This window comes from Streptomyces asoensis (assembly GCF_013085465.1).
GTDB lineage: Bacteria > Actinomycetota > Actinomycetes > Streptomycetales > Streptomycetaceae > Streptomyces > Streptomyces cacaoi_A.
Map to the genome: position 1 here is coordinate 4,609,124 of NZ_CP049838.1, position 25,552 is coordinate 4,634,675.

Annotated in this window: 22 protein-coding genes; 5 read left to right on the forward strand and 17 right to left on the reverse strand. The window is 71.6% G+C overall.

The window, feature by feature from the left end:
• Positions 1-13: 13 nt before the first annotated feature.
• From G9272_RS20500 to G9272_RS20535, 8 genes are all read right to left on the reverse strand, one after another.
• Positions 14-1,867, reverse strand: coding sequence for an acetyl/propionyl/methylcrotonyl-CoA carboxylase subunit alpha (locus G9272_RS20500; RefSeq protein ID WP_171397944.1), 1,854 nt, complete (start codon positions 1,865-1,867; stop codon positions 14-16).
• Positions 1,868-1,872: 5 nt separating this feature from the next.
• Positions 1,873-3,471, reverse strand: coding sequence for an acyl-CoA carboxylase subunit beta (locus G9272_RS20505; protein ID WP_171397945.1), 1,599 nt, complete (start codon positions 3,469-3,471; stop codon positions 1,873-1,875).
• Positions 3,468-5,156: an acyclic terpene utilization AtuA family protein gene (locus tag G9272_RS20510; protein WP_171397946.1), complete on the reverse strand. Its 1,689-nt coding sequence runs from the start codon at positions 5,154-5,156 to the stop codon at positions 3,468-3,470. The genes G9272_RS20505 and G9272_RS20510 overlap by 4 nt, the downstream gene beginning before the upstream one ends.
• Positions 5,153-5,947: a TIGR03084 family metal-binding protein gene (locus tag G9272_RS20515; RefSeq protein WP_171397947.1), complete on the reverse strand. Its 795-nt coding sequence runs from the start codon at positions 5,945-5,947 to the stop codon at positions 5,153-5,155. Before G9272_RS20515 ends, G9272_RS20510 begins: the two co-directional genes overlap by 4 nt.
• Positions 5,948-6,057: 110 nt before the next feature.
• Complete coding sequence (locus tag G9272_RS20520; protein ID WP_171397948.1) at positions 6,058-7,281, reverse strand: MFS transporter; 1,224 nt, start codon at positions 7,279-7,281, stop codon at positions 6,058-6,060.
• A gap of 299 nt (positions 7,282-7,580) precedes the next feature.
• Complete coding sequence (locus G9272_RS20525; protein ID WP_171397949.1) at positions 7,581-8,549, reverse strand: EamA family transporter; 969 nt, start codon at positions 8,547-8,549, stop codon at positions 7,581-7,583.
• Between the two features lie 180 nt (positions 8,550-8,729).
• On the reverse strand, positions 8,730-9,854 hold the full coding sequence (locus tag G9272_RS20530) for a lipid II:glycine glycyltransferase FemX (RefSeq protein WP_171397950.1): 1,125 nt from the start codon (positions 9,852-9,854) through the stop codon (positions 8,730-8,732).
• Positions 9,855-10,045: 191 nt separating this feature from the next.
• Complete coding sequence (locus tag G9272_RS20535) at positions 10,046-12,931, reverse strand: FAD-binding and (Fe-S)-binding domain-containing protein (protein ID WP_171397951.1); 2,886 nt, start codon at positions 12,929-12,931, stop codon at positions 10,046-10,048.
• 180 nt (positions 12,932-13,111) lie between these two features.
• Between G9272_RS20535 and serC the strand changes: the two genes are divergently transcribed.
• Complete coding sequence (gene serC, locus G9272_RS20540; protein WP_171397952.1) at positions 13,112-14,230, forward strand: phosphoserine transaminase; 1,119 nt, start codon at positions 13,112-13,114, stop codon at positions 14,228-14,230.
• A gap of 76 nt (positions 14,231-14,306) precedes the next feature.
• Here serC and G9272_RS20545 read toward each other — a convergent pair whose 3' ends face one another.
• Entirely contained in the window at positions 14,307-15,842 is a 1,536-nt protein-coding gene (locus G9272_RS20545; protein WP_171397953.1) for a cellulase family glycosylhydrolase, read from the reverse strand.
• 141 nt (positions 15,843-15,983) lie between these two features.
• Positions 15,984-17,000, reverse strand: a complete 1,017-nt coding sequence (locus G9272_RS20550; protein WP_171397954.1) for a WD40 repeat domain-containing protein — start codon at positions 16,998-17,000, stop codon at positions 15,984-15,986.
• A 101-nt stretch (positions 17,001-17,101) separates the two neighbouring features.
• Between G9272_RS20550 and G9272_RS20555 the strand changes: the two genes are divergently transcribed.
• On the forward strand, positions 17,102-17,776 hold the full coding sequence (locus G9272_RS20555) for a GDSL-type esterase/lipase family protein (protein ID WP_171397955.1): 675 nt from the start codon (positions 17,102-17,104) through the stop codon (positions 17,774-17,776).
• Between the two features lie 131 nt (positions 17,777-17,907).
• Here the strand turns inward: G9272_RS20555 and G9272_RS20560 are convergent, their stop codons facing one another.
• The 4 genes from G9272_RS20560 to thpR all read right to left on the reverse strand — a co-directional run bounded on the left by G9272_RS20560 (position 17,908) and on the right by thpR (position 20,752).
• Positions 17,908-18,897, reverse strand: a complete 990-nt coding sequence (locus G9272_RS20560) for an aldo/keto reductase (RefSeq protein WP_171397956.1) — start codon at positions 18,895-18,897, stop codon at positions 17,908-17,910.
• A gap of 201 nt (positions 18,898-19,098) precedes the next feature.
• Positions 19,099-19,533, reverse strand: a complete 435-nt coding sequence (locus tag G9272_RS20565) for a hypothetical protein (RefSeq protein ID WP_171397957.1) — start codon at positions 19,531-19,533, stop codon at positions 19,099-19,101.
• 131 nt (positions 19,534-19,664) lie between these two features.
• The gene (locus G9272_RS20570; RefSeq protein ID WP_253267870.1) at positions 19,665-19,982 is read right to left on the reverse strand and encodes a hypothetical protein; all 318 of its coding nucleotides are present in this window, start codon (positions 19,980-19,982) and stop codon (positions 19,665-19,667) included.
• A 197-nt stretch (positions 19,983-20,179) separates the two neighbouring features.
• Positions 20,180-20,752 (reverse strand): RNA 2',3'-cyclic phosphodiesterase, encoded by a 573-nt coding sequence (thpR, locus tag G9272_RS20575; protein ID WP_171397958.1) that lies wholly within the window; start codon positions 20,750-20,752, stop codon positions 20,180-20,182.
• A gap of 51 nt (positions 20,753-20,803) precedes the next feature.
• Here thpR and G9272_RS20580 point away from each other — a divergent pair, with 51 nt between their 5' ends.
• Positions 20,804-21,349, forward strand: a complete 546-nt coding sequence (locus G9272_RS20580) for a GNAT family N-acetyltransferase (protein ID WP_171397959.1) — start codon at positions 20,804-20,806, stop codon at positions 21,347-21,349.
• A 12-nt stretch (positions 21,350-21,361) separates the two neighbouring features.
• Here G9272_RS20580 and G9272_RS20585 read toward each other — a convergent pair whose 3' ends face one another.
• Together G9272_RS20585 and G9272_RS20590 are read right to left on the reverse strand one after the other, a co-directional pair.
• Positions 21,362-22,726: an MFS transporter gene (locus tag G9272_RS20585; RefSeq protein ID WP_171397960.1), complete on the reverse strand. Its 1,365-nt coding sequence runs from the start codon at positions 22,724-22,726 to the stop codon at positions 21,362-21,364.
• 31 nt (positions 22,727-22,757) lie between these two features.
• Positions 22,758-23,195 (reverse strand): MarR family winged helix-turn-helix transcriptional regulator, encoded by a 438-nt coding sequence (locus tag G9272_RS20590; RefSeq protein WP_171397961.1) that lies wholly within the window; start codon positions 23,193-23,195, stop codon positions 22,758-22,760.
• Positions 23,196-23,346: 151 nt separating this feature from the next.
• On the opposite strand from G9272_RS20590, the gene G9272_RS20595 reads away from it, so the two are divergent.
• The gene (locus tag G9272_RS20595; RefSeq protein ID WP_057600791.1) at positions 23,347-23,529 is read left to right on the forward strand and encodes a ribbon-helix-helix protein, CopG family; all 183 of its coding nucleotides are present in this window, start codon (positions 23,347-23,349) and stop codon (positions 23,527-23,529) included.
• A gap of 116 nt (positions 23,530-23,645) precedes the next feature.
• On the opposite strand, the gene G9272_RS20600 is transcribed toward G9272_RS20595, so the two are convergent.
• Positions 23,646-25,097 (reverse strand): NCS2 family permease, encoded by a 1,452-nt coding sequence (locus tag G9272_RS20600; RefSeq protein WP_171397962.1) that lies wholly within the window; start codon positions 25,095-25,097, stop codon positions 23,646-23,648.
• A gap of 117 nt (positions 25,098-25,214) precedes the next feature.
• Between G9272_RS20600 and G9272_RS20605 the strand changes: the two genes are divergently transcribed.
• Complete coding sequence (locus G9272_RS20605) at positions 25,215-25,496, forward strand: DUF2530 domain-containing protein (protein WP_171397963.1); 282 nt, start codon at positions 25,215-25,217, stop codon at positions 25,494-25,496.
• Positions 25,497-25,552: the final 56 nt, after the last annotated feature.

Sequence of the window (25,552 nt, forward strand, 5' to 3'; positions counted from 1 at the left end):
ACGCCCCGCGCCCCTAGGGCGCGTTTCCCTCGACGACGGCCAGAAGGGTGCCGAGCTCCACCTGCTGTCCTGTCGTCACCGGCAACGCCGTCACCGTCCCCTCCACCGGGGCCGAAATGACGTGTTGCATCTTCATCGCTTCGAGCCACAGCAGCGGTTCACCGGCCCGGACACTCGATCCGGTGATGAGACCGTCCGCGAGCTTGACGACCGTGCCGGGCATCGGCGCGAGCAGCGAGCCGGGGGCGTGCTGGGCCTCCGGGTCGGGGAAGCGGGGCAGCGCGGTGAGGGTGGCGCCGTCGACGTGGACGCGGTCGCCGTAGCGGGCGACCTCGAAGCGGCGCCGTACGCCGTCGATCTCCAGGACGACCAGGCCGGGGTCGGCGTGCACCACCTGCACCCCCTCGGCCGTGAGGCCGGTCCGGGTGTGGCGGTAGCGGACCTCCGTCTCCTCGCCCGCCGCCGCGTACCGCTTCGTCTGCGGCTGGGACGGCAGGTTGCGCCAGCCGCCCAGCGGCGAGCGGGTGCGCGCGTCCGCGAGGGCGGCGGCCAGCGGGGCGTACGGATCGGGCTCCGCGACGGTGAGGTCACCGAGGTGCCGGTCGTAGAAGCCGGTGTCCATGCGGGCGGAGGTGAACTCCGCGTGCCGCAGGGATCGGACCAGCAGGTCGCGGTTGGTGACCGGGCCGTGCAGGACCGTGCGTTCCAGGGCGCCCGCGAGCTTGCGGATCGCCTCCGCGCGCGTGGGGGCGTGGGCGACGACCTTGGCGAGCATGGGGTCGTAGTGGACGCCGATGTCGTCCCCGTCGCCGAAGCCGGTGTCCAGGCGGACGCCCTCGGGGACGGTCAGGCGGTGCAGGGTGCCGGTCTGCGGGGTCCAGTTGTTCGCCGGGTCCTCGGCGTAGAGACGGGCCTCGACGGCGTGACCACGCGCGCGTGGCGGCTCGGGGTCCAGGGCGGCGCCCTCCGCGACCCGGATCTGCTCGGCCACCAGGTCGAGGCCGAAGACGGCCTCCGTGACGGGGTGTTCGACCTGGAGGCGGGTGTTCATCTCCAGGAAGTGCGCGCGGCCGTCGGCGACGAGGAACTCGACGGTGCCGGCGCCGACGTACGAGACGGCCCGCGCGGCGCGCACGGCCAGCGCGCGCAGTTCCTGCGCCGTCCGCTCGGACAGGCCCGGCGCCGGCGCCTCCTCGATCACCTTCTGGTGGCGCCGCTGGAGGGAGCAGTCGCGGGTGCCGAGCGCCCACACCGTGCCGTGCGTGTCGGCGAGGATCTGCACCTCGACATGGCGGCCGTTCTCGACGTACGGCTCGACGAACACCTCGCCGTCGCCGAACGCGCTCGCGGCCTCGGCGCGGGCGCCCTCCAGCGCGGCGCCCAGCTCCGCCAGGCGGCGCACGATGCGCATGCCGCGCCCGCCACCGCCCGCGGCCGCCTTCACCAGCACCGGCAGATCGGCCTCCGTCACCTCGTCCGAGGCGAGCGGGGCGAGCCCCATGAGCTGTTTGGCGCGTGTCTTGGACGCCATCGCCTCGATCGCCTCGGGCGGCGGCCCGATCCAGACGAGGCCCGCGTCCAGGACGGCGCGCGCGAAGTCGGCGTTCTCGGAGAGGAAGCCGTAGCCGGGGTGCACGGCGTCCGCGCCCGCGCTGACGGCGGCCTTCACCACGAGGTCGGCACGCAGGTAGGTGTCCGCGGGCGCGCTGCCCGGCAGCCGTACGGCCGCGTCGGCCACGCGCGCGTGGAGGGCGTCGGCGTCGGCGTCCGAGTGCACGGCGACGGTGCGGATGCCCGCCTCGCGGCAGGTGCGGAAGACGCGGCAGGCGATCTCGCCGCGGTTGGCCACCAGAACGGAAGTAATCATGAGCCTCACATCCGGAAGACGCCGAAGCCGCCCCGCGCTCCCTCGAAGGGCGCGGTGTGGACGGCCGACAGGCACAGGCCGAGAACGGTGCGGGTGTCGCGCGGGTCGATGACACCGTCGTCGTACAGCCGCCCGGACAGGAACATCGGCAGCGACTCGGACTCGATCTGCTGCTCCACCATGGCGCGCAGGGCGGCGTCCGCGTCGTCGTCGTAGGGCTGCCCCTTCGCGGCGGCCGACTGCCGGGCGACGATGGACAGGACCCCGGCGAGCTGCTGCGGGCCCATCACCGCCGACTTGGCGCTCGGCCAGGCGAAGAGGAACCGGGGGTCGTAGGCGCGCCCGCACATGCCGTAGTGGCCGGCCCCGTACGAGGCGCCCATGAGGACGGACAGGTGCGGGACCTTCGAGTTGGCGACCGCGTTGATCATCATCGCGCCGTGTTTGATGATGCCGCCCTGCTCGTACTCCCTGCCGACCATGTAGCCGGTGGTGTTGTGCAGGAAGAGGAGCGGGATGTCGCGCTGGTTGGCGAGCTGGATGAACTGTGCGGCCTTCTGGGACTCCGCGCTGAAGAGCACGCCCTGGGCGTTGGCCAGGATCCCGACCGGGTAGCCGTGCAGGGTCGCCCAGCCGGTGACGAGGCTCGTCCCGTAGAGGGGCTTGAACTCGTCGAAGTCGGAGGCGTCGACGAGCCGGGCGATCACCTCGCGCGGGTCGAAGGGGGTGCGCAGGTCCCCGGGGACGATGCCCAGGAGTTCGTCCTCGTCATACTTGGGAGGGACGGCCGGGCCCGGATCCCGGTAGGCCTTGCGGTGGTTGAGGCGGGCCACCACGCGGCGCGCCTGCCGCAGCGCGTCCCGCTCGTCGACGGCGAAGTGGTCGGCGAGGCCGGACACGCGCGCGTGCATCTCCGCACCGCCCAGCGACTCGTCGTCGCTCTCCTCGCCGGTCGCCATCTTCACCAGGGGCGGCCCGCCGAGGAACACCTTCGCGCGCTCCTTGACCATGATCGCGTGGTCGGACATGCCGGGGATGTACGCGCCGCCGGCGGTCGAGTTCCCGAAGACTACGGCGACGGTCGGGATGCCGGCGGCGGAGAGCCGGGTCAGGTCACGGAAGACGGCCCCGCCCGGGATGAAGATCTCCTTCTGCGACGGCAGGTCGGCCCCGCCCGACTCCACCAGGCTGATGCAGGGCAGCCGGTTGGCGAGGGCGATGTCGTTGGCGCGCAGGGCCTTCTTCAGGGACCAGGGGTTGCTGGCGCCCCCGCGCACGGTCGGATCGTTGGCGGTGATCAGGCACTCCACGCCCTCGACGACCCCGATGCCGGTGACGAGGGAGGCGCCCACCGTGTAGTCGCTGCCCCAGGCGGCCAGCGGCGACAGTTCCAGGAACGGCGTGTCGGGGTCGAGGAGCAGCTCGATGCGCTCACGGGCGAGGAGCTTGCCGCGGCCACGGTGCCGGGCGACGTACTTCTCCCCTCCCCCCGCCAGCGCCTTCGCGTGCTCGGTGTCGAGGTCGGCGAGCTTGGCGAGCATGGCCTCGCGGTGCGCGCGGTAGTCGGGGCCCTGGGTGTCCAGGGCGGACGTGAGAGCCGTCACAGGAGGGCCTCCGGGATGTCCAGGTGTCGGGAGCGCAGCCATTCGCCGAGTGCCTTGGCCTGCGGGTCGAAGCGGTGCTGGGCGGCGACCCCGGCGCCGAGAACACCCTCGACGACGAAGTTCAGGGCGCGCAGCCGGGGCAGGAGGTGGCGGGTGACGGTCAGCTCGCGGCTCTCGGGGACGAGCTGCCGGAACCTGTCGGCCGTCAGTTCGTGGGCGAGCCAGCGCCAGGCCTCGTCCGTCCGGGCCCACACCCCCACGTTGGCGTTGCCGCCCTTGTCGCCGCTGCGGGCGCCGGCCACGAGCCCGAGCGGCGCGCGCCGTACGGGGCCGGGGGGCAGCGGATCCGGCAGGTCCGGTTCCGGCACCTCCTCGAGTACGCGGGTGCCGGAGGCCGGGGGCGCGGCGACGGGCAGACGGCGGCCGTCGTCGAGGACGGCGAGGTGCTCGACGTCCTCCTGCGGCACGTACGCGGCCTCGAACACCCCGTAGGGGGAACCCTTCCCGGGCGGCGCGAGCACATGGAAGCCGGGATAGCTGGCCAGCGCCAGCTCCACGGCCGCCCCGCTCAACGCCCTTCCCACGGAATCGTGTTCGGGGTCGCGCACGACGAGCCGGAGCAGTGCGCTGGCGGTCTCCTCGGTGTCGGCGTCGGCCCGGTCGGTCCGGACCAGTTCCCAACGGACTTCCGCCGGGCGGGACTTGAGGAACACCTGCGCCATCTGTTCCCGTACGAGCGCGGCCTTGGCCTCGATATCCAGGCCGGTGAGGACGAAGACGACCTCGTTGCGGAAGCCGCCGAGGCGGGTGCGGCCGACCTTGAGGGTCGGGGGCGGGGCTTCCCCGCGTACGCCGTGGATCCGTACCCGGTCGGGGCCGTCCTGGGTGAGCCGTACGGTGTCCAGGCGGGCGGTGACGTCGGGGCCGGCGTACCGGGCGCCCGTCGTCTCGTACAGCAGCTGGGCGGTCACCGTGCCGACGTCGACGAAGCCGCCGGTGCCGGGGTGCTTGGTGATGACACAGCTGCCGTCCTCGTGGATCTCGGCGAGCGGGAAGCCGGGCCGCCGCAGGTCACGGGCACCCTCGGCGAAGAAGGCGTAGTTGCCGCCGGTGGCCTGTGTCCCGCACTCCAGGACGTGTCCGGCGACGACGGCGCCCGCGAGCCGGTCGTACTCCTCGGGCCCCCAGCCGAAGTGGGCGGCGGCGGGGCCGGTGACGAGGGCCGCGTCGGTGACCCGCCCGGTGACGACGATCTCCGCGCCCTCGCGCAGACAGGTGGCGATGCCGGAGCCGCCGAGATAGGCGTGGGCGGTGAGGCTGCCCGGATACCGGGCGCCGAGGTCGTCGCCCTCTACGTGCGCGACGCGTACCGGGATGCCGAGCCGGTCCGCCAACTGCCTTACGGCATCGGCGAGTCCGGCCGGGTTGAGGCCGCCGGCGTTGGTGACGACGCGTACGCCACGGTCGTGGGCGAGGCCGAGGGACTCCTCCAGCTGCCGCAGGAAGGTGCGGGCGTATCCGCCGGCGGGGTTCTTCAGCCGGTCGCGGCCGAGGATCAGCATGGTCAGTTCGGCGAGGTAGTCGCCGGTGACGACGTCGAGTTCGCCGCCGGTGAGCATGTCGCGCAGGGCGTCGAAGCGGTCGCCGTAGAAGCCGGAGGCGTTGCCTATCCGCAGGACCGTCACCGGACGGCCCCCTTCGGCGCACGGCCGCTGCCGGGCGGGCCCGCGAAGGCCTGGGCGATGTCCAGCCAGCGGTCGGCGTCGGGGCCTTCGGCGCGCAGGGCGAGGTCGGCGCGGTGGGCGCGCTGGGTGACCAGGAGACAGAAGTCGAGGGCGGAGCCGGTCACGCGGTCCGTGGCGTCCTCGGGGCCGTACGTCCACATCTCGCCGGACGGGCCGCGGAGTTCCACGCGGAACTCCTCGAACGGCGTGGGCAGTCCGTGCACACCGAAGGCGAAGTCCCGGGTGCGGACGCCGAGGCGGACGATGTGCCGGAGCCGGTCGGTGGGTGCGGGCGTCCCGCCCAGCGCGTCCGCCACGTCCTGGCCGTGGGCCCAGGTCTCCATGAGCCGGGCGGTGGCCATGGAGGCGGCCGACATGGGCGGGCCGTACCAGGGGAAACGCGCTCCCGCGGGGGCCGCCCGCAGGGCGTCGGCCAGGGCCTCGCGCCCGGCCCGCCAGTCCGCGAGCAACCGCTCGGGCGGCTTCTCGGCCCCTTCCCGCGCGCCGTTGTCGACGAAGTCCCCGGGCGCGGTGAGCGCCTTCTCGACCTCGCGGGCGAACGCCTTCTGATCGGTCACGGCCAGCACGGAGGAGTGGTCGGTCCAGGCGAGGTGCGCGATCTGGTGGGCGACGGTCCAGCCGGGGGCGGGGGTCGGGAGCGTCCACCGCTCGGGACTCAACTCGGCTACCAGCTGGTCGAGTTCGTCGCTTTCGGCACGGAGGTCGTCGAGCACGGGCGTCGGGTCGGCCATGGGGTGGAGCATGGCAGCGGGGCAAGAAACAATCAAGCATGCTTGCATTAATTTCCCCGGGGGGCCTCGCCCCGTGCGACACACACCGTGCGGCCCGGCCACCGCCCCGGTCAGTCCGTGGCCGCGGATTCCGGCAGGACGTCCGGACGTGTACCGGAACCGGCCGGCCGCCGTCGTTCCTCGTGCCTGCCCAGCGCCGCGAGGGTCAGGGTCACGGTGACCGATCCGGCCGCCATCAGCGTCATCGCGGTGGCCGGGGACGTCAGTTGGGCCAGCGTGCCCGCGAGGACGGCGCCGATGCCCTGGAGAGCGGCCATGCCGGTGGCGTGCAGGCCGAGAGCTTGGCCCGCGAGGCCGTCGGGGGTGAGGGACATCAGGCGTTCCTGGAGGACCAGGCTCGCGGCGAAGCCGACGGAGGCGACGGTGACGGCCGCGGCCGACAGCGCCACGCCGGGCCGCAGGACGAAGAACAGGTAGGGCACCGCCAGCAGCAGGCGCAGCGGGGTCGCGAGACGGGGGCGCGATGTGGGCGGCACCAGGCGGCCCACCGCCATGTCGCCCACGAACATGCCCAGCGCCCCGAACGCGTACAGCGTGCCGGCGGCATGGGGGGCGTAGGAGACGTAGAGCGAATCGCTGCCGACGATCAGGCCGTTGGGGACCCACAGGCCCAGGTAGGCGAGGCGGCGGGGACGCGCGGACCACAGGACGGCGTTGGTGCGCCAGGTCGCCGAGACGGACGGGCGGCCGGAGGAGCGCGGTGGGCGGGCCGTGAGGCCCAGGCGGGTGACGAGGGCCGACATCACGTACAGCGCCGCCGCGAGGAGCAGGCAGGTCCGTGGGGACAGGAGCGCCAGCAGGGCGCCGCCCGTCGCGAACCCGGCCATCTGCGTCAGGCCCCAGAGCATGTTGTGCACCGACCGGCCCAGGACATAGCCGTCCTTGGACAGGATCTCGTTCAGCAGTCCCCCACGCGCTCCACCGCCCAGCGACGCGACCAGGCCCTGCGCCAGGACGACGGCGAAGACCGCCCGGATCGGCAGGCCGGGCAGCGCCAGCACCGCCGTACCGGCCGCGAAGGTGAGGGCGAGGCCGGACAGCACCGCGCGCGGGGGCAGGCGGTCGGCGCCCGAGAGCAGGAACGCGCCCCCCAGCAGCTGCGCGAGCTGCGGGCCGAACATGCTCACCGCCGACAGGAACGGCGAGCCGGTGGCCCGGTAGACCAGCGTGCCGAGAGCCAGGCCGCCGATCGTCTGGGCCGCGGCGAAAGCGGCGAAGGAGAGCAGGAAGGGAGTGAACTCCGGGGTGCGGAACAAGGAGCGGTAGCTGCGCATGCGTCGAAGTCTCGGAGCAGCCCGGGGCCCCTGTTCACCGTTTCGCCGACACACGAAGGGCCGTGCGCATGGGCTTGTGTCAGTGCGCTCGGGCTTGTGGCAGTGCGCATGGGCTTGTGGCAGTGCGCATGGGCATGTGGCAGTGCGCATGAGCTTGTGGCAGATCGGCACCGACACCCTCGCCCGCAGCCGGTTCGCGTTCTCGGCGTTCGCCGGGACCTTCGCGAGCCTGAGCCTGTCGCACGGCACGCGGGGACCGGCGGCCGTCCGGGCGAGGATGCCTGGCTACGAGGTGCCCGTCAGGCCTCCGGGACCGCCGACTTCGGCCGCCCCACCTGCGTCCGGACCGCGCCCATGCTCGCGGCGACGACCAGGGCGATCGCGGCCGCCTGGATCGTGGTCAGGGCCTGGTCGAGGATGAGGAAGCCCGCGGTGGCGGCGACGGCCGGCTCCAGACTCATCAGGATCGCGAAGGTGGAGGCGGGCATCCGACGCAGGGCGAGGAGTTCGAGGGTGTAGGGGAGGACCGAGGAGAGCACGGCCACCGCCGCGCCCAGGCCCAGCGTCACCGGGTCGGCCAGTTTCGTGCCCGACTCGGCGAGGCCCAGGGGGAGGAAGAGCAGCGCGCCCACCGCCATCGCCAGGGCCAGGCCGTCCGCCTGCGGGAAACGGCGGCCGGTGCGGGCGCTGAAGACGATGTACGCCGCCCACATCGCCCCCGCGCCCAGCGCGAACGCGACACCCACCGGGTCGAGGCCGCCACCCACCCCTGCGCCGTCCCCGCCGCGTCCGACGCCCCCGCTGAGCAGGAAGACGCCCGCGAGAGCCAGGCCGGCCCAGACCAGGTTCAGCGCGCGGCGCGAGACCACGACCGACAGCGCGAGGGGCCCGAGGACCTCCAGCGTCACCGCCGCGCCCAGCGGGATGCGGTCCACCGCCTGATAGAAGAGGCCGTTCATCGCGGCCATCGTGACGCCGAAGACGACGACGGTGCCCCAGTCCGTGCGGGAGTGGCCGCGCAGCCGTGGCCGGCAGATGACGAGCAGGACCACCGCCGCCACCAGCAGCCGCAGTGCCACCACGCCCAGCGCGCCCGCCCTCGGCATCAGCGTCACCGCCAGCGCGCCGCCGAACTGCACCGAGATGCCTCCGGCGAGCACGAGGCCGACCGGGCCGAGAGCGCCCAGACGGCCCGGGGATCCTGGGGCGCCCGTCGCTGTGGCGGTGGGGGCGAGCTGGGGTGTGGCGGCGGTGTCGGGGGCAGTCACGGGCGGTCCTGGTGCTCGGCTCGAGGTGTGTACATCACGCTGCACTGTCAAGTCCAGGGTAATGGACTTCGTCAGGTGTGTGAACCCGTTATGCCGCTGTCTCGGGCTGTGAGACGTCAGCTGCCCGGCGGCGCCCGGTACGTACGGCCGGCACCCGTACGCCCGGGGTGCCGCAGGCGGCTATCTGCGCGCCATGTAGAGGTCCAGCGCCCTGTGCAGCAGCTTGTTGAGCGGGAAGTCCCACTCGCCCAGGTACTCCACGGCCTGTCCGCCCGTGCCCACCTTGAAGCGGAGCAGGCCGAGCAGGTGGTTGGACTCCTCCAGGGTGTCGGTGATGCCCCTCAGGTCGTAGACGGCGGCGCCCAGTTCATGGGCGTCGGCCATCATGCGCCACTGCATGGCGTTGTTCGGCTGGACCTCGCGCCTGCGGCTGGTGGAGGCACCGTAGGAGTACCAGACGTGCTCGCCGACGGTCAGCATGGTCGCCGCGGCGAGGACCTCGCCGTCGTGGTGGGCGAGGTAGAGCCGCATACGGTCGGGGTGTTCGGCGTTCAGCGCGCTCCACATACGCCGGAAGTAGGACAGGGGGCGCGGGATGAAGCGGTCGCGTTCGGCGGTCTCGGTGTACAGCCCGTAGAACGCCGGGAGGTCCTCCGCGCCGCCCCGGACGACCTTCACGCCCGCCTTCTCGGCCTTCTTGATGTTGCGCCGCCACTGCTGGTTGAGGCCGCCGTGGACGTCCTCCAGCGTGCGTCCGGCGAACGGGATCTGGAAGACGTAGCGGGGCTGGCCGGCCGCGAAGCCGTCCTCGCCGCCCGGCTCGGTCTGCTGCCAGCCGGCGCGGCGCAGCCGGTCGGCGACATCGAAGGCGCGCGGCTCGTACGAGCTCGCCTCGGCGTCCCGCAGCCGGTGGGCGCCCGGGTCGGCGATGGCCGCCTTGACCGCGTCGGCACTCCAGCGCCGTACGACGACGGGCGGGCCCATTTTCACCGAGAACGCCCCCCGCGCCTTCAGCCACGCGAGCATCGGCTCCAGCCAGCGCTCCACCAGATCCGGCGCGTGCCAGTCGACGAGCGGCCCCTCGGGCAGATACGCCAGGTACTTCCGCAGCCTCGGCAACGGCCGGAACAGCACCAGCCCCACCCCCACGAGCGCACCGCTCTCGTCGGTCCAGCCCAGGCTCTCCGCCCGCCAGTCCGGCTTCACGTCGCCCCAGGACGGGATCTGCATATGGCTGGCGGACGGGCGGGCCGCGACGAACGCCAGGTGCTCGTCACGGGTGATGGACTGGACACGCAGGCTCATACGCGGGGCTCCTTCGAATGACCGTTCGCATCGCCCGTTCGCATCGCCGGACGACCGTCCCGTCAGCGTAGGAGTCGGCCCCGCCCATCCGGGGCTCAGCCACGCCCGCCACCGCCCGCGCAGGCCACCCTCCCCTCAGGGCTGCCGCAGCACTCCCTCAGGGCTGCCGCAGCGCTCCCTCAGCGCTCTCCTCAGTGCTCCCGTCCGTCGTCCTCCAGGTGCTCTGCCAGCACCTCCGCGAGATGCCTCCCCCGCGTCCCCGCCAGCTGGTCCAGTTGGGTGCGGCAGGAGAAGCCGTCCGCCAGGACCACCGCTCCCTCGGGGGCGTCCCGTACGGCCGGCAGGAGCTGCTCCTGCGCGCAGGCCGCCGACACCTCGAAGTGGCCCCTCTCGAAGCCGAAGTTGCCGGCGAGGCCGCAGCACCCGCCGCTCAGCTCGCCGGTGAGACCCGCGGCCTCGCGCAGCCGCCGCTCGGCCGCGTCGCCCAGGACCGCGTGCTGGTGGCAGTGGGTCTGGCCGACCGCCGGACGGTCCAGGCGGGGCGGGGTCCAGTCGGGCGCGTGCCGCTCCAGGGCCTCCGCGAAGGTGAGGACACGGGCGGCGAGGCGGGCCGCGCGCGGGTCGTCGTGCAGCAGCTCGGGCAGGTCGGTGCGCAGGGCGGCCGCGCAGCTCGGCTCCAGGACGACGACCGGCGCGGCCGTCTCCAGCACCGGCTCCATCAGGTCGAGCGTGCGGCGCAGCACCACGCGCGCGTGGTCGAGCTGGCCGGTGGAGACGTACGTCAGCCCGCAGCAGACCCGGCCCCGGCGGGCGGTCAGCAGCGCGGCCGCGCTCCTCGATCGGCCGTCGCCCACCGGCCGGCCCCGCATCCGCAGCGTCGGCGGCAGCGCCACCCGCAGCCCCGCCGCCTCCAGGACCCGTACGGCGGCCCGGCCCACGGACGGCGAGAGGTGCTCGGTGAAGGTGTCGGGCCACAGGACGACCAGGTCGCCGCCCTGTCCCGGCCCGGGGGCGGGCTCCCTGCGCCGCCACCACCCGCTGAACGTCTCCCGCGCCAGCCGCGGGATGTCCCGCTCGGCCGCGATCCCGCCCAGCCGCTTGGCGACGCCCGCCAGGGGGCCGACCGAGGCGAGCGCGTTGAGCGGGGCGGCCGCCCGCAGCCGGCTCGCCCACCGCAGCCACACCGGCAGCCGCCCCATGCTGTAGTGGGCGGCCGGACGCCGGCGCCCCTCGTAGTGGTGATGCAGGAACTCCGCCTTGTAGGTGGCCATGTCGACCTCGACGGGGCAGTCGGAGCGGCAGCCCCGGCACGACAGGCACAGGTCCAGCGCGTCCCGGACCTCCGTGGAGCGCCAGCCGTCGGTCACCAGCTCACCGGCCAGCATCTCGTGCAGCAGACGGGCACGCCCGCGCGTGGAGTGCTCCTCCCGGCCCGTGACCCGGAACGACGGGCACATCACCCCCGGCCCCGGCGCGGTCGTCGTACGGCACTTCGCGACGCCGACGCACCGGCGCACCGCCGCCGAGAAGTCACCGCCGTCGGACGGGTAGCCGAAGGCCACGTCGACCGGCTCGCGCGGGAGCACGGCGAAGCGCAGGTTGCCGTCGAGGGGCGCGGGGCGCACCAGCATCCCCGGGTTGAGGAGGTCGTCCGGGTCCCAGACCGCCTTGGCCCGCTCGAACAGCGCGACCATGTCCTGCCCGTACATCTTCGGCAGCAGCTCGGCCCGGGCCTGTCCGTCGCCGTGTTCGCCGGAGAGGGAGCCGCCGTGGGACACGACCAGTTCGGCCAGTTCCTCGGAGAACCGACGGAAGCGGGCGATCCCCGCCGCCGTCAGCAGGTCGAAGTCGATACGGACGTGGATGCAGCCGTCCCCGAAGTGCCCGTACGGCGTGCCGCGCAGGCCGTGGTCGGTGAGCAGCACCCGGAAGTCCCTCAGGTACGCGCCGAGCCGGGCCGGCGGCACCGCGCAGTCCTCCCAGCCGGGCCAGGCCTCCGTGCCGTCCGGCATGCGGGTCGCCGTCCCGCTCGCGTCCTCGCGGATCCGCCACAGCGCCCGCTGCCCGGCGGGATCCCGTACGACCCGCGCGTCCAGGACGTCCGCCGCGCGCACGACGGCCTCCGCACGCGCGCGTGCCTCACTCTCCGACTCGCCGCCCGTCTCCACGAACAGCCAGGCCCCGCCCCGCGGCAGCCCGGCCGCAGCGCCCGACGGCACCAGGTCGGCCGCCATCCCCTCCACCGTCAGCGGACCGAACGGCAGCAGCCCGGCGGCGGCCTCGGCGGCGGCGCCCTCGTCGGCGTACCCGAGCACGGCGAGCACGCGCGCGCGTGGAGCCGCGACGAGCCGTACGACGGCCTCCGTGAGCACGCCCAGGGTGCCTTCGCTGCCGCAGAAGGAACGGGCGACGTCGGCGCCGTTCTCCGGCAGCAGCGCGTCCAGGGCGTACCCCGAGATACGGCGGGGCAGCTCCGGAAAGCCGGTCCGCAGCCGGGCGAGTTCCCCGTCCACCAGTCCGCGCAGGCCGTCCGGCGCCCCCGCCCACCCCTGCCCGAGCCGCAGCCGCCCCCCGCGCGCGGTGACGACCTCCAGCTCGCGCACAGCGTCCGCCGTCGTCCCCCAGGCCACCGAGTGGGAGCCGCACGAGTTGTTGCCGATCATCCCGCCGAGCGTGCAGCGGCTGTGGGTGGAGGGGTCGGGGCCGAAGCGCAGCCCGTGCGGGGCGGCGGCCTCCTGGAGCCGGTCGAGAACCAGCCCCGGCTGCACGACGGCCGTCCGCGCCCCCGGATCCAGGGCGACCAACCGGTTCATATAACGGGTGAAGTCCAGCACCACACCCGTGCCCGTCGCCTGCCCCGCGATGGACGTCCCGCCGCCTCGCGCCACCACCGGGACCCCGGCCGCCCGGCACACCTCCAGCACGGCGGCCACGTCGTCGCCGTCCCGGGGCGCGACCACGCCCAGGGGAACGCGGCGGTAGTTCGACGCGTCCATGGTCACCAGCGCCCGGGAGGTGACATCGAAGCCGACGTCACCCCGGACGGCCTTGCGCAGCTCGGCCTCAAGATCCGTCATGGCTTCAGCAAACCAGCATGCGTCCGCCCCTGAAGCCCGTCCGGCATTTGAGGGCGAAGGTGTACGGGCCCGAAGGAGGAGAGGCCCGGTGGGCACAGCCCCCGGTATCGCGACACGCACCCGTCTCACCCGACGGACCAGGTTTCACCCAGGTTTCCCCCACCGGCTAACCTCGCTTTCGTGGCTGAGATCCAGATTCCTGCTGACATCAAGCCCGCCGACGGTCGATTCGGCGCGGGCCCCTCCAAGGTGCGGGTGGAGGCGCTGGACGCCCTGGCCGCCACCGGCACGTCCCTCCTCGGCACCTCCCACCGCCAGGCCCCGGTCAAGAACCTGGTCGGCCAGGTGCGCGAGGGCATCTCCGAGCTGTTCTCCCTCCCCGAGGGCTACGAGGTCGTCCTCGGCAACGGCGGCTCCACCGCGTTCTGGGACATCGCGACCCACGGTCTGATCGAGAACAAGTCGCAGCACCTCACGTTCGGCGAGTTCTCGTCCAAGTTCGCGAAGGCCGCCAAGCTGGCCCCGTGGCTGGCGGAGCCGACGGTCGTCTCCTCCGACCCGGGCACGCACCCCGAGCCCGCGGCCGAGGCGGGTGTCGACGTCTACGCCTTCACCCACAACGAGACCTCCACCGGCGTCGCCGCCCCGATCAAGCGCGTACCGGGCGCCGACGAGGGCTCCCTCGTCCTGGTGGACGCCACCTCCGGCGCGGGCGGCCTCCCGGTCGACATCGCCGAGACGGACGTCTACTACTTCGCCCCGCAGAAGTCCTTCGCCTCCGACGGCGGCCTGTGGATCGGCGTGTTCTCCCCGGCCGCGATCGAGCGCGCCGAGCGGATCCACGCCTCCGGCCGGCACATCCCCGAGTTCTTCAGCCTGCCGACGGCGATCGACAACTCCCGCAAGAACCAGACGTACAACACCCCGGCCCTCTCCACCCTCTTCCTGCTGAACCAGCAGCTGGAGTGGATCAACGGCCAGGGCGGCCTGGACTGGTCGGTGCGCCGCACCGCCACCTCCGCGCGCACGCTGTACGGCTGGGCCGAGGACGTCAAGTACGCCAACCCGTTCGTCACCGACCCGGCCAAGCGCTCCCAGGTCATCGGCACGATCGACTTCTCCGACGACGTGGACGCGGCCGCCGTCGCCAAGGTGCTGCGCGCCAACGGCATCGTCGACACCGAGCCCTACCGCAAGCTCGGCCGCAACCAGCTGCGGGTCGCGATGTTCCCGGCGGTCGACCCGGCCGACGTCGAGGCGCTCACGAAGAGCATCGACTACGTGATCGAGAAGCTGTAGTCGTCACGCGTTCTCCGTACGACGACGATGGGCGCCCGGCGAGAACCGGGCGCCCATCCTCATCCGGCCGCAAGGCTCACGCCGCAGTGCAGCTCACGCTCGGCACACCCCCGCCCCCGGGCGTACCACCGAACCCGAAGCTCGCCGAACCGCCCGCCGGGACCGCCCCGTTGTGCGAGGCGTTCACCGCGGTCACGCCGCCCCCGCTCTGGGTGTACGAGGCGTTCCACATGCTGGTGATCTGCTGCGCGCCGCTCCAGGTCCAGGTCACCTTCCAGGAACCGATCGCCGTGGTCCCGGTGTTGGTGACCTTCACCTCGGCGTTGAAGCCGCCGCCCCAGTCGCTGCTGACGGTGTAGGCGGCCGCGCAGGAGGCCGTGCCACCGCCGCCGCCCCCTCCGCCGCCACCGCCGGTCCCCGGAAAGCCCGGCGCCTTGACGCTCGCCAGGTATCCGTCCTTCACGGTGTCGACGCTCTGCCAGTCGTCCTTGAGGATGCCGCCCGTGTCACCGGAGTTGGGGTTCCAGGACCAGAAGGTCCAGTGGAAGGAGTCGGCGCCGTACGTCGACGTCGGCCGGAGGTAACTCACCAGGGCCGCCAGCCACTTCTGGTCCACCGTGGACTGGAGCGTGGTGCCGAACTCGCCCACCCACACGGGCGCGATGTTCTGCTTGAAGATGTAGCCCCAGTACTTGTCCCAGATCCCCGGCATGTTCGCGGGGAACGTCGGGTCGCTGAACCAGCTCTGCTGGGCGACGCTCGTCGCGTAGTCGTGGGCCGAGTACACGACCCGGTTCGCCACGTCGAGCTGCACCGGGTACTGGCCGACGCCCATCAGGTTGCCGCCCCACCAGCCGGAGACGCCGTTGAAGGACTGCACGCCCTCGACGAAGATCAGAAGGGCGGGGTTGACGGACAGGACGGCGTTGCCGGCGCGTTGCGCGGCCAGCCGCCAGTCGGTCGCGGTGTCCCCGCAGCCCCAACAGGCGGGATCGTGCGGTTCGTTGTGCAGATCGATGCCGACGACCGTGTCCTGGCCCTGGTAACGGGCCGCGAGGGCCTTGAGGTTGGCGATCCACGTCGACTCGGGGACCGCGGCCGTGTACCAGAGCGCCGACTGCCCGCCCGCGTCCGGCCGGTGCCGGTCGAGGATGACCTTGAGACCGTCCTGACCGGCGTACGAGACGAGCTTGTCCAGGATCTGGAGCGAGTTCAGGCCCTGGAGGTCGGCGTTCTTGCCGCTGCTGAAGTCGATGCTGTTGGGGACGGTCGTGCTCTTGAAGATGTCGTCGCTGTAGGGGATGCGGATCGTGTTGTAGCCCAGCGACCTCATCTGGTCGATCATGCTCTTGTAGTCGCGGGACCAGAGTCCGTGGACGACGTAGTTGCCGGTCTCGAAGCCGAACCAGTTGATCCCGGCGACCCGGACCGGCTGTCCGGCGGCGTCCAGGATCTGTCGGCCGCTGGTGTGCCAGTAGCCGGCTCCGGCCTCGGCCGCGACGACGTCTGCCGCGACGGCGTCTGCCGCGTGGGCCGTCTGCGCTCCGGCTCCCAGCGGGATCAGAAGCGCGGCGGCCAGGCCGCACAGCATTCTTCGCAAGCTGCGGAACATCTCGCTGCTTCCTCTCGGGAGGCGCGGGCCCGAAACACATGGGAGCGCTCCCATACACCGCGCACCCCCCAGGAAACTGACACACCATGACCACGTCAAGAAGCGCGGCAACGGCGGCGGCGCATAGAGGAGCTCAGGCGCTCAGTTGCGGCGCAGAAGCCGGCGGAGACCGAAGACGGCGACGCAGACCGCGGCGACCGCCAGTGCGCCGAACTTGACGCTGCCGGTGGCCGAGGACCCGTCACCTTCGCCCGAGGCGCTCGAACTCCCCTTCCCGGACGGCGACTTGGCACCCGAACCGGCGCCCTCGGGGGCGTCCTCCGCCACCACGGAGCTCCCGGAACCCTCACTCCCGTACATGATCTTGGTGCCGTCGGCGGAGTAGCTGACGGACTCCCCCTGCCGCTGGAGCGGCACGTCGAGCCTCCCCTCGCGCTTGATCTTCCCGCCGTTCCAGGCGTAGGAGATGCCGCCGAAGTAGCCGCGGACGGCGAGCTGGGCGCCGTCCGGGGAGAAGGCGGCGTCGGTGGCCCAGAGGTCGACGGCGGCGACGGGCTTGAAGATGTTCGCCCCGGAGGCGGAGAGGTTCGCCGGCCCCTCGTAGAGGTGCCCGCCGTCCTCCTTCTTGTCGATGATGTAGACCCGCCCGGTCTTGGGGTGCACGAGGAGCGACTCGGCGTCGCGGGCGCCGTCGGAGTACTTCACGACGTACTGCGTGGCCTTGACGGTCTGGTCGACGAGCTTCGCCGGCTCGGGCAGCCGGTAGATCCACACGTACTGCCAGGTGCCGCCGAGGTTGTCGCCGATGTCGCCGACCCAGATCTCGTTGTCCGGGCCGATGGAAATCGCCTCGACGTCGCGGGGCGTGCCGACGCCGGTCAGGGTGAGCCGGGCGACGGTCTTCCCGGTCGCGCTGTCGACGGCGTACAGGTAGGGGCCGTCGTCGCTGTCGTTGTGGGTCCAGTAGACGCCCGGGTGCTGACGCGAGGCGGCGAGACCGCTGGACTCGGTGATGCGCGGATCCTCGATGGTGAATCCCTTGTCCCCGTCGGCCGCGTACGCGGCGGGTGCGGTGGACGCGGCGAGCACGGTGAAGGCACCCGAGAGGAGGACTCCGGCGAGAAGGGCTCCGGCTCGGACGGCGAAAGATCGGCGCATGCCCACAAGCCTGCCATCCCGCCCTCCCGTTCACGGATTCGTGGCCGGTCTCACACGCCCCCGGCGGCGGTGATCCTTTGCCGATCCCTCATCATGAGCGGATGCTCAGGTTCATGCCCGTAGGCGACTCGATGACGATCGGCAGCTCGGGCGAGCACACCTGGCGTTACCGCATGTGGCGGCACCTGTGCGCCACGTACGGCGGCCCGTTCACCCTGTCCGGCCCGCGCGAGACGCTCTACGACAAGGCGACGGACTCCGCCGCGTCGTACGCCTACGCCGACCCCGACTTCCCGCGCGGTCACCTGGCCGGCTGGGGCGAGGGCTGGCTGCACATGGCCCCGCTGATCGGCGAGGCGGTGCGGACGTCACGGGCGGACATCCTGCTGGTCTCGCTCGGCCTGATCGACCTGGGCTTCTACACGAACGCCGAGCAGACCGCGGAGAACGCACGCGCCTTCGCCGCCGAGGCCCGGGCGGCCAACCCGCGGATCGCCATGGTGTGGCTGCCGGTCATCCCCAACATCCGCGCCGCGGACGACGCGCCCTTCGCCGCGCAGGTCGCCCGCTTCAACGAACTCCTGGCGAAGACGGCCGCCGACCTGGACGAGCCGGGCTCCCCCATCCTCCTGGCCTCGGTCCCGGAAGCCTGGGACATCGACACCGACACCTACGACGGCACCCACCCCAACGCGAACGGCGAACACCGGCTGGCGTCGGCCTTCGCGGAGGCGATGCACCAGGGGTGGGGGCTGGGCGGGGAGTACGCGGGCTGAGACCCGCGCCCCACCCGTTCTGGCATATGCGCTCCGCGCCGTGATCTCGTCACCGATGGAAACGACGAAGCCGTCGCCTCCAACTCGCTTCGAACGCATGCAGAAGGCGACGCTCACACAGACCCGCTACCTCACCATGCGAAGGCTTCGGGAGACGGTCCAGGACCGGGGAAGATCTCGTCCAGAGACGTCAACAGCTCCTCGCTCAGCTCCAGCTCCAGGGCGCGCAGCGCCGAGTCCAGCTGCTCCTGCGTGCGGGGGCCAACGATCGGGCCGGTTACGCCGGGGCGGGTCAGCAGCCAGGCGAGCGCCGTTTCACCGGGCTCCAGGCCGTGCTTGTCGAGGAGGTTCTCGTACGCCTGGATCTGCTCGCGCGTCTTGGTTTCCTTGAGGGCGTCGGCAGCGCGGCCACTCGCCCGGCGCCCCTGTTTGGCCTCCTTCTTGAGGACGCCCCCGAGCAGTCCTCCGTGCAGCGGAGACCACGGGATGACACCGAGGCCGTAGTCCTGCGCGGCCGGGATGACCTCCATCTCGGCGCGCCGCTCAGCAAGGTTGTAGAGGCACTGCTCACTGACCAGGCCCATGCGGCCGTGTCGGGTGGCGGTCTCGTTGGCCTGGGCGATCTTGTAGCCGGGAAAGTTGGACGACCCCGCGTAGAGGATCTTGCCCTGCTGGACCAGGACGTCGATCGCCTGCCAGATCTCCTCGAACGGCGTCGACCGGTCGATGTGATGGAACTGGTAGATGTCGATGTAATCGGTCTGTAGCCGCTTGAGGGAGGCGTCCACGGCCCGGCGGATGTTCACCGCGGAGAGCTTGTCGTGGTTGGGCCAGACGTCCCCGTCGGCGGCCATGTTCCCGTACACCTTGGTGGCGAGGACCGTCCTGTCACGGCGCCCGCCACCCTGAGCGAACCAAGTACCGATGATCTCCTCGGTGCGGCCCTTGTTCTCACCCCACCCATAGACGTTGGCCGTGTCTACAAAGTTCAGACCCGCGTCGAGAGCGGCGTCCATGATGCCGTGGCTGGTTGATTCATCTGTCTGCGGACCGAAGTTCATCGTGCCGAGAACGAGTCGGCTGACCTTGAGTCCGGTGCGTCCGAGCTGGGTGTACTTCATGGGCCACAAGCCAACTGCTTCGAGCTCGCTCCAGGCAAGGGCATCAGGTGCCGCCATCAGGAGTCGTCTCCGAGGTGCCGGTACAGGGTTACCAGGGAGACGCCCAGAGCCTTGGTTTTCGAGACCGGTCCATGGTGGCCCGCGTGGGGCGACTGTCGCACTCCTCGGGACGCTTGCCCGTCTGTTACGCAGAGTGTCTCGTCAATCCTCCTTGCCCTGGTCAGCTTCATCGTCCGTCCAGGGGTACAGGGTGGCGAAGTGACGGATTCGCTCCTGCTCGGCGCCTTCGTCGGCGGCGTCATAGTGCCGTATCTGCTTCCACCAGCGGTCGTAGTCGTAGCCGTGGCAGTGGTTGAAGTCGAGGGCAGTGCTGCGTAGCCGCTGCCACTCACGCACGATCGCAGCCTGCTGCCACGGCTCGGGCCGCTCCACCGCGACAAGTTGGTACAGGAAGCCCGCTGAGTCGCTGACCAGGATGAGCAGGGACCGCATCGCGAAAGCGGTTTCACCGGTCTCACCGACCTCCTCGGACACTCGCCCCAACTGCGCGTTGAGGAACGTCTCCAGGGCGCGGACGTTCTCGGTGGTCAGATCGACGGCGTAGATGAGGGTGCGGATGGCGCGGTCTCTCTTCACAGGTGGAGGCCAAGCCGTCGGCCTGGACTCGGTCTCGTGCGGTCGGGAGCGAGGGGGCGACCTGCCGGGCAGGTTACAAACGCGCAGGAGGCCCCGACCACAGGGCCCTCCTCGTCGCATGCAGTTGTCGGTCAGCCTTCGCTGTGGACCGCCGCCATGTTGCGCAGACGGTGCTTGAAGTCCATCGGGACAAGAATCTGAACCCTCCCGACTGGGTGTTGCCACATCCCGTCATGGCCATCGGGAGCCACGAGCTGCGCGGCGGTCATCTCGGGAATCGGTTCGGCATGGATGACGGCCTTGACCCCTGCGGCGCGTAGCTCCCTGCCCTTTTCGTGCTGGGTCGACAACGTGCTCCACCGTTCCCGGTAGGTCTCTCCTGTCGGAATCTCCTCCCAGGCGTCCGGGCGCGTGGGCTGCGCGATGAGCTGTTCACGTCGCGCGTCCAACCCCCGAAGGGCGCGGGGAACTGCGTGACCGGCCGTACCCGGCCGGCACTCGGCGAACGACGCGCGGTTCCCCGGCGCCCGGCCGGGCCGGGGCAGGCCTATCTGCCGACCGCCGCCGCCACGGCCACCACGACGAACATCAGCACAAGCGCACCGGCCATGATCCGGTTCCGGGTCTTCGGGTCCACGTGTCGAGCCTAACCGGCCCCGCCGAGCGCCCAGCGCCCGACCGGCTCGTAACGGGGCTGCTCCCCGGGAACGCCGGACCTCGGCAGGCTGCTGCGGACCAGCACCAGCTCCCCCACCGTCCAGGTGCGGCCCTCGAAGGCGTCCAGCGCCTCGACGTACGCCTGGACGTCCACCGCCTCGCGGCTGCGGGCCAGCGTGAGGTGGGCCTTGTAGCGGCGGTGCTCCCCCATCTCCACGCCCGCCTTCCGGGCCGCCGCCTCCGCCCGGTCGGCCAGCAGCCGCAGCGCCGGTACGTCTCCGGCGGCCCCGGCCCACAGCGCCCGCCCGTGCCCGAACTGTCCGCCGCCCCGCACCGCCAGCGCGAAGGGCGTGCCGCGGTGCGCGGCCCGCCCCAGCCGTGCCGACAGCTCCGGCACGAGGTCGTCGTCGACCTCGCCGTAGAAGGCGAGGGTGAAGTGCCAGCCGGGGCGGCCCGTCCAGCGCAGCCCGTCCGCACCGGGCAGGGTGTGCAACCGGGCGACCTCGGCGGCGAGTTCGTCGGCGATGTCGTCCGGGGGCAGCACGGCGGCGAAGAGTCTCATGCCCCCGATTTTCCCGGCCGGCGGGGCCGCCCGCCCGGCATGATGGGCGTCATGCGGATCACCATCAGAGAAGGCGGACCCGACGACGTCCCCGTGATACTCGGCATGCTCGACAGCAGCGTGGAGTGGCTGGTCGCGCAGGGGCGCCCAGGCCAGTGGGGGAGGAATCCCCTGTCGGAGAGCCAGAAGACGGTGGAGTCGGTCGCCCGGTACCTGGACGAGGGCTGGGCGTTCATCGCCGAGGCCGACGGCGTGCCGGCCGCCACCCTCACCCTCACCGACTCGCCCGGCGCGTATCTGGCCCATCTCCCGCCGCCCGGGGAGCCCGAGCGGTACATCCACTGGCTCGCCTCCGACCGCCGTTTCAAGGGCCACGGTGTGGGCAGCGCCCTGCTCGCGCACGCCGCCGAGGAGACCCGGCGGGCGGGCATCGGTCTGCTGCGGGTGGACTGCTACGCGGGCGACGACCGCAAGCTCGTCGCCTACTACGAGGCCAACGGCTTCACCTCGACCGAGGCGTACACCGTCGGCGAACACGCGTGGCCGGGCCAGGTGCTGGCCCGGAGGGTGCGGCCCCCTGCCGCATCCTCCGGGTGACGGCGTACGACGTCATGCCACCGCGGCGAGTTCCCGGTTCTCCCGGGGCACGAACCGCACGCTCGGGTGGCCGTGGTGCCAGCCCACCGACAGGCGCAGGTTGCCCATCCGGGCCAGGACCAGGCCGATGGTGACGGCCGCGGCGGCCGAGACGACGCCGCCCGCCGCCAGGCCCGCCCGGACGCCGTACGCGTCGGTGATCCAGCCGGCGATCGGCGCGCCGATCGGGGCGCCGCCCATGAACACCATCATGTAGAGGGCCATCACCCGGCCGCGCATGGCCGGGTCGGTGCTCAGCTGGACGCTGCTGTTGGCGGTGACGTTGACCGTCATGCCGAACATGCCGATCGGGGCCATGAGCAGGGCGAACAGCCACAGGGAGGGGGCCATGGAGGCCACGATCTCCATCGTGCCGAAGGCCACCGCGCCGGCGACCAGCACCCGCATCCGGGCCGTGCCGCGCCGGGCCGCGAGCAGGGCGCCCGCCAGGGAGCCCACCGCCATCAGCGTGTTGAAGAGGCTGTAGGAGCCCGCGCCCGCGTGGAAGACGTCGTCGGCGAAGGCCGAGAGATAGACCGGAAAGTTGAAGCCGAAGGTGCTGACGAACCCGACCAGGACGATCGTCCAGATCAACTCGGGGCGTCCGGCGACGTACTGGAGCCCCTCGCGCAGCTGGCCCTTGCCGCGCGGGGCCCGCTCGACGGCGTGCAGGTCGCGCGAGCGCATCAGCAGCAGGCCGGCGAGGGGGGCGACGAACGACAGCCCGTTGAAGAGGAACGCCCAGCCGGTCCCGACGCCGGTGATCATCACGCCGGCCACGGCGGGGCCGACCAGCCGGGCCGACTGGAAGTTCGCGGAGTTGAGGCTGACCGCGTTCTGGAGCTGGTCGGGGCCGACCATCTCGGAGACGAAGGTCTGACGGGCCGGGTTGTCCAGGACGGTCGCGAGGCCCACGGCGAATGCGGCGACGTAGACGTGCCAGACCTGGACGTGGCCGGAGAGGGTGAGGACGGCGAGCGCGATGCCGGTGAGGGCCATCGCGGACTGGGTGAACAGCAGCGTCCGGCGCTTGGGCAGCCGGTCGACGAGTACGCCGCCGTAGAGGCCGAAGAGCAGCATCGGCAGGAACTGGAGGGCCGTCGTGACGCCGACGGCGGTCGCGGAGCCGGTGAGGCTGAGGACCAGCCAGTCCTGGGCGATGCGCTGCATCCAGGTGCCGATGTTGGACACGACCTGGCCCATGAAGAACAGGCGGTAGTTCCTGACCTTCAGAGAGCTGAACATCGATGACTTGCGGGCGCCCGCGGCGGGCTTCTCGGCAAGGGTCTCGTGGGTGGTCGGTGCGGGGGCGGAGTCTGCTCCGGATCCCGAACTCAAAAGGGTCGCCTCCTCATGGCCTGACGGCTGTCTACAGGTGTGCGAGTTTCTCCAGCACGGGGGCGGCGGCGCGCAGTTTCGCCCACTCGTCCTCGTCGAGGTTGTCGACCAGGGTGGCCAGGAAGGCGTTCCGCTTGGCGCGGCTCTCCTCGAGCATGGCCTCGGCCTGCTCGGTCTTGGTGACGACCTTCTGGCGCCGGTCCTCGGGGTGCGGCTCCAGCCGGACCAGACCCTTGGCCTCCAGCAGCGCCACGATGCGGGTCATCGACGGCGGCTGCACATGCTCCTTGCGGGCGAGCTCGCCCGGGGTGGCACTGCCGCAGAGGGAGAGGGTGCCGAGCACCGACATCTCGGTGGGGCTCAGCGACTCGTCGACCCGCTGGTGCTTGAGTCGACGGGACAGCCGCATCACGGCTGAACGCAGGGAGTTCACGGCGGCAGCGTTGTCGCCATGGGTGAGGTCAGGCATCTCTTTAGGATAACTCATTACTCTGGCTAAACAAGCTGGGGGCGCCGGGATTCCCCATGACCCGGGCCACGGAAACCTCTCCATCACTCGAACGAGTGAGTAGGCAGCGGAAAGTGACCGGACTGCGGTACGCGCCCGCGACCCTCGTCTCATGGGGACCAGTGTGCTCAGCCTGCGGATAGACGGGGAGCTGCTCGAACGGCTCCGGCAGCATGCCGCGAAAAGGGGAATGAGCGTCCAGGACTATGTCGTCCAGACGCTCATTCGCGATGACTTCGACGAGCGGTTCCAGACCGCCGTCGAGGAGACGGAGAAGTTCTACGGGCTCACCTGAGCCGCCACCACGGGCGGGCGGGGATCAGGTGAGGCCGAGGGCCGGCAGCAGGTGAGGCCGAGGGCCGGCATCAGGTGAGGCCGAGGGCCGGCATCAGGTGAGGCCGAGGGCCGGCATCAGGTGAGGCCGAGGGCCGGCATCAGGTAGTAGAAGGCGAAGACGGCGGAGACCACGTACATCGGCGCCGGGACCTCCCGGCCACGCCCGGCCGCCAGGCGCAGCACCACGAAGGTGATGAAGCCCATGCCGATGCCGTTGGTGATCGAGTAGGTGAACGGCATCATCACCATGGTGATGAAGGCCGGGATGGCGATGGTGTGGTCGGCCCAGTCGATCTCCTTGACCGAACCGGCCAGGATCAGGAAGCCCACCGCGAGCAGCGCCGGGGTGGCGGCCTGGGACGGGACCATCGTGGCGACCGGCGTGAGGAACAGCGCGACGGTGAAGAGGCCACCGGTGACGATGTTCGCGAAGCCGGTGCGGGCGCCCTCGCCGACACCGGCCGTGGACTCCACGAAGGCGGTGGTGGCGGAGGAGGAGCTGGCACCGCCCGCGGCGACCGCGAGGCCGTCGACGAAGAGGACCTTGTTGATGCCGGGCATCTCGCCCTTGGCGTTGGTCAGCTTGGCCTCGTCGCTGACGCCCATGATCGTGCCCATCGCGTCGAAGAAGCACGACAGCAGGACCGTGAAGACGAAGAGGATGCCGGTCAGGACCCCGACCTTGCCGAAGCCGCCGAACAGGCTGAACTCGCCGATGAGCCCGAAGTCCGGGGTGGCGACGGGGTTGCCGGGCCACTCGGGGGTCGTGAGGCCCCAGGACGGGATCGTCGCGACCGCGTTGATGATCAGCGCGAGGACGGTCATCGCGACGATCGAGATGAGGATCGCGCCGGGCACCTTGCGGGTGATCAGCGCCAGCGTGAGCAGGGCGCCCAGGATGAAGACGAGGACCGGCCAGCCGTTCAGGTGACCGTCGGCGCCGAGCTGGAGCGGGACGGTGGTGTGGGCGGCGTCCGGGATACGGCTGACGAAGCCGGAGTCGACGAGCCCGATCAGCATGATGAACAGGCCGATACCGATGCTGATCGCCTTGCGCAGGCCGAAGGGCACCGCGTTCATGACGCGCTCGCGCAGACCGGTGGCGACCAGGAGCATGACCACGAAGCCCGCGAGCACGACCATGCCCATGGCGTCCGCCCAGGACATCCGGGGGGCGAGCTGGAGGGCGACCACCGAGTTCACGCCGAGGCCGGCGGCCAGCGCGATGGGCACATTGCCGATCACGCCCATGAGGAGCGTGGTGAAGGCGGCCGTCACACAGGTGGCGGTGACCAGCTGGCCGTTGTCGAGCTGATGCCCGTACATGTCCTTGGCGCTGCCGAGGATGATCGGGTTCAGCACGATGATGTACGCCATCGCGAAGAAGGTGGCGAAACCGCCCCGGATCTCGCGGGGCAGGGTGCTGCCCCGTTCGGTGATCCTGAAGTAACGGTCGAGGGCGCCGAAGAGGGGCGTGGCTCCCGGCTGTTCAGGGGCGGGGACCTTGGCGGGGGCCGACGTGGGCATCTTTTGGCGTTTCCTACGAAGAGAAGTGGTCAGTACCAAACCGTTTCAGTATGAACATATAACGTTCGGATCGGCCATCTCCGCGCGTAGACCCGACCGCCTCGTAAGCTGAGCACCATGAAGAAGTGGATCCCTGAACACGAGGCGCCGGAGCCCCTGGAGGGCCCTGTGGTCGCCACCGTCACCGGCGGCACGATCCTCTGGTTCGTCCTCTTCCTCGTCCAGCTCCCCTTCTACGGCTGGTACGACGACCACGGCCATCTGTGGTGGATCTGGACGTGCCTCGCCGGCGCCGGACTCGGCCTCATCGGCATCTGGTACGTCCGCAAGCGGGACGCAGCGATCAAGCGGGACGCGGCGAGCGGGCCGACCGAGCCCGTGGGCCCGGTCACCGACTAGGGGCTTCCCCCCAGGCAGCTCCCAGGGCGCTACTACCGAGGTACTGGACGGCGCCG

Bases quoted from the DNA above. Each gene is read 5' to 3' on its own strand.
- G9272_RS20500 (WP_171397944.1), bottom strand. From the start codon at position 1,867: ATGATTACTTCCGTTCTGGTGGCCAACCGCGGCGAGATCGCCTGCCGC.
- G9272_RS20515 (WP_171397947.1), bottom strand. From the start codon at position 5,947: ATGGCCGACCCGACGCCCGTGCTCGACGACCTCCGTGCCGAAAGCGAC.
- G9272_RS20520 (WP_171397948.1), bottom strand. From the start codon at position 7,281: ATGCGCAGCTACCGCTCCTTGTTCCGCACCCCGGAGTTCACTCCCTTC.
- G9272_RS20530 (WP_171397950.1), bottom strand. From the start codon at position 9,854: ATGAGCCTGCGTGTCCAGTCCATCACCCGTGACGAGCACCTGGCGTTC.
- G9272_RS20535 (WP_171397951.1), bottom strand. From the start codon at position 12,931: ATGACGGATCTTGAGGCCGAGCTGCGCAAGGCCGTCCGGGGTGACGTC.
- G9272_RS20545 (WP_171397953.1), bottom strand. From the start codon at position 15,842: ATGTTCCGCAGCTTGCGAAGAATGCTGTGCGGCCTGGCCGCCGCGCTT.
- G9272_RS20550 (WP_171397954.1), bottom strand. From the start codon at position 17,000: ATGCGCCGATCTTTCGCCGTCCGAGCCGGAGCCCTTCTCGCCGGAGTC.
- G9272_RS20555 (WP_171397955.1), top strand. From the start codon at position 17,102: ATGCTCAGGTTCATGCCCGTAGGCGACTCGATGACGATCGGCAGCTCG.
- G9272_RS20560 (WP_171397956.1), bottom strand. From the start codon at position 18,897: ATGAAGTACACCCAGCTCGGACGCACCGGACTCAAGGTCAGCCGACTC.
- thpR (WP_171397958.1), bottom strand. From the start codon at position 20,752: ATGAGACTCTTCGCCGCCGTGCTGCCCCCGGACGACATCGCCGACGAA.
- G9272_RS20580 (WP_171397959.1), top strand. From the start codon at position 20,804: ATGCGGATCACCATCAGAGAAGGCGGACCCGACGACGTCCCCGTGATA.
- G9272_RS20590 (WP_171397961.1), bottom strand. From the start codon at position 23,195: ATGCCTGACCTCACCCATGGCGACAACGCTGCCGCCGTGAACTCCCTG.
- G9272_RS20595 (WP_057600791.1), top strand. From the start codon at position 23,347: ATGGGGACCAGTGTGCTCAGCCTGCGGATAGACGGGGAGCTGCTCGAA.
- G9272_RS20600 (WP_171397962.1), bottom strand. From the start codon at position 25,097: ATGCCCACGTCGGCCCCCGCCAAGGTCCCCGCCCCTGAACAGCCGGGA.
- G9272_RS20605 (WP_171397963.1), top strand. From the start codon at position 25,215: ATGAAGAAGTGGATCCCTGAACACGAGGCGCCGGAGCCCCTGGAGGGC.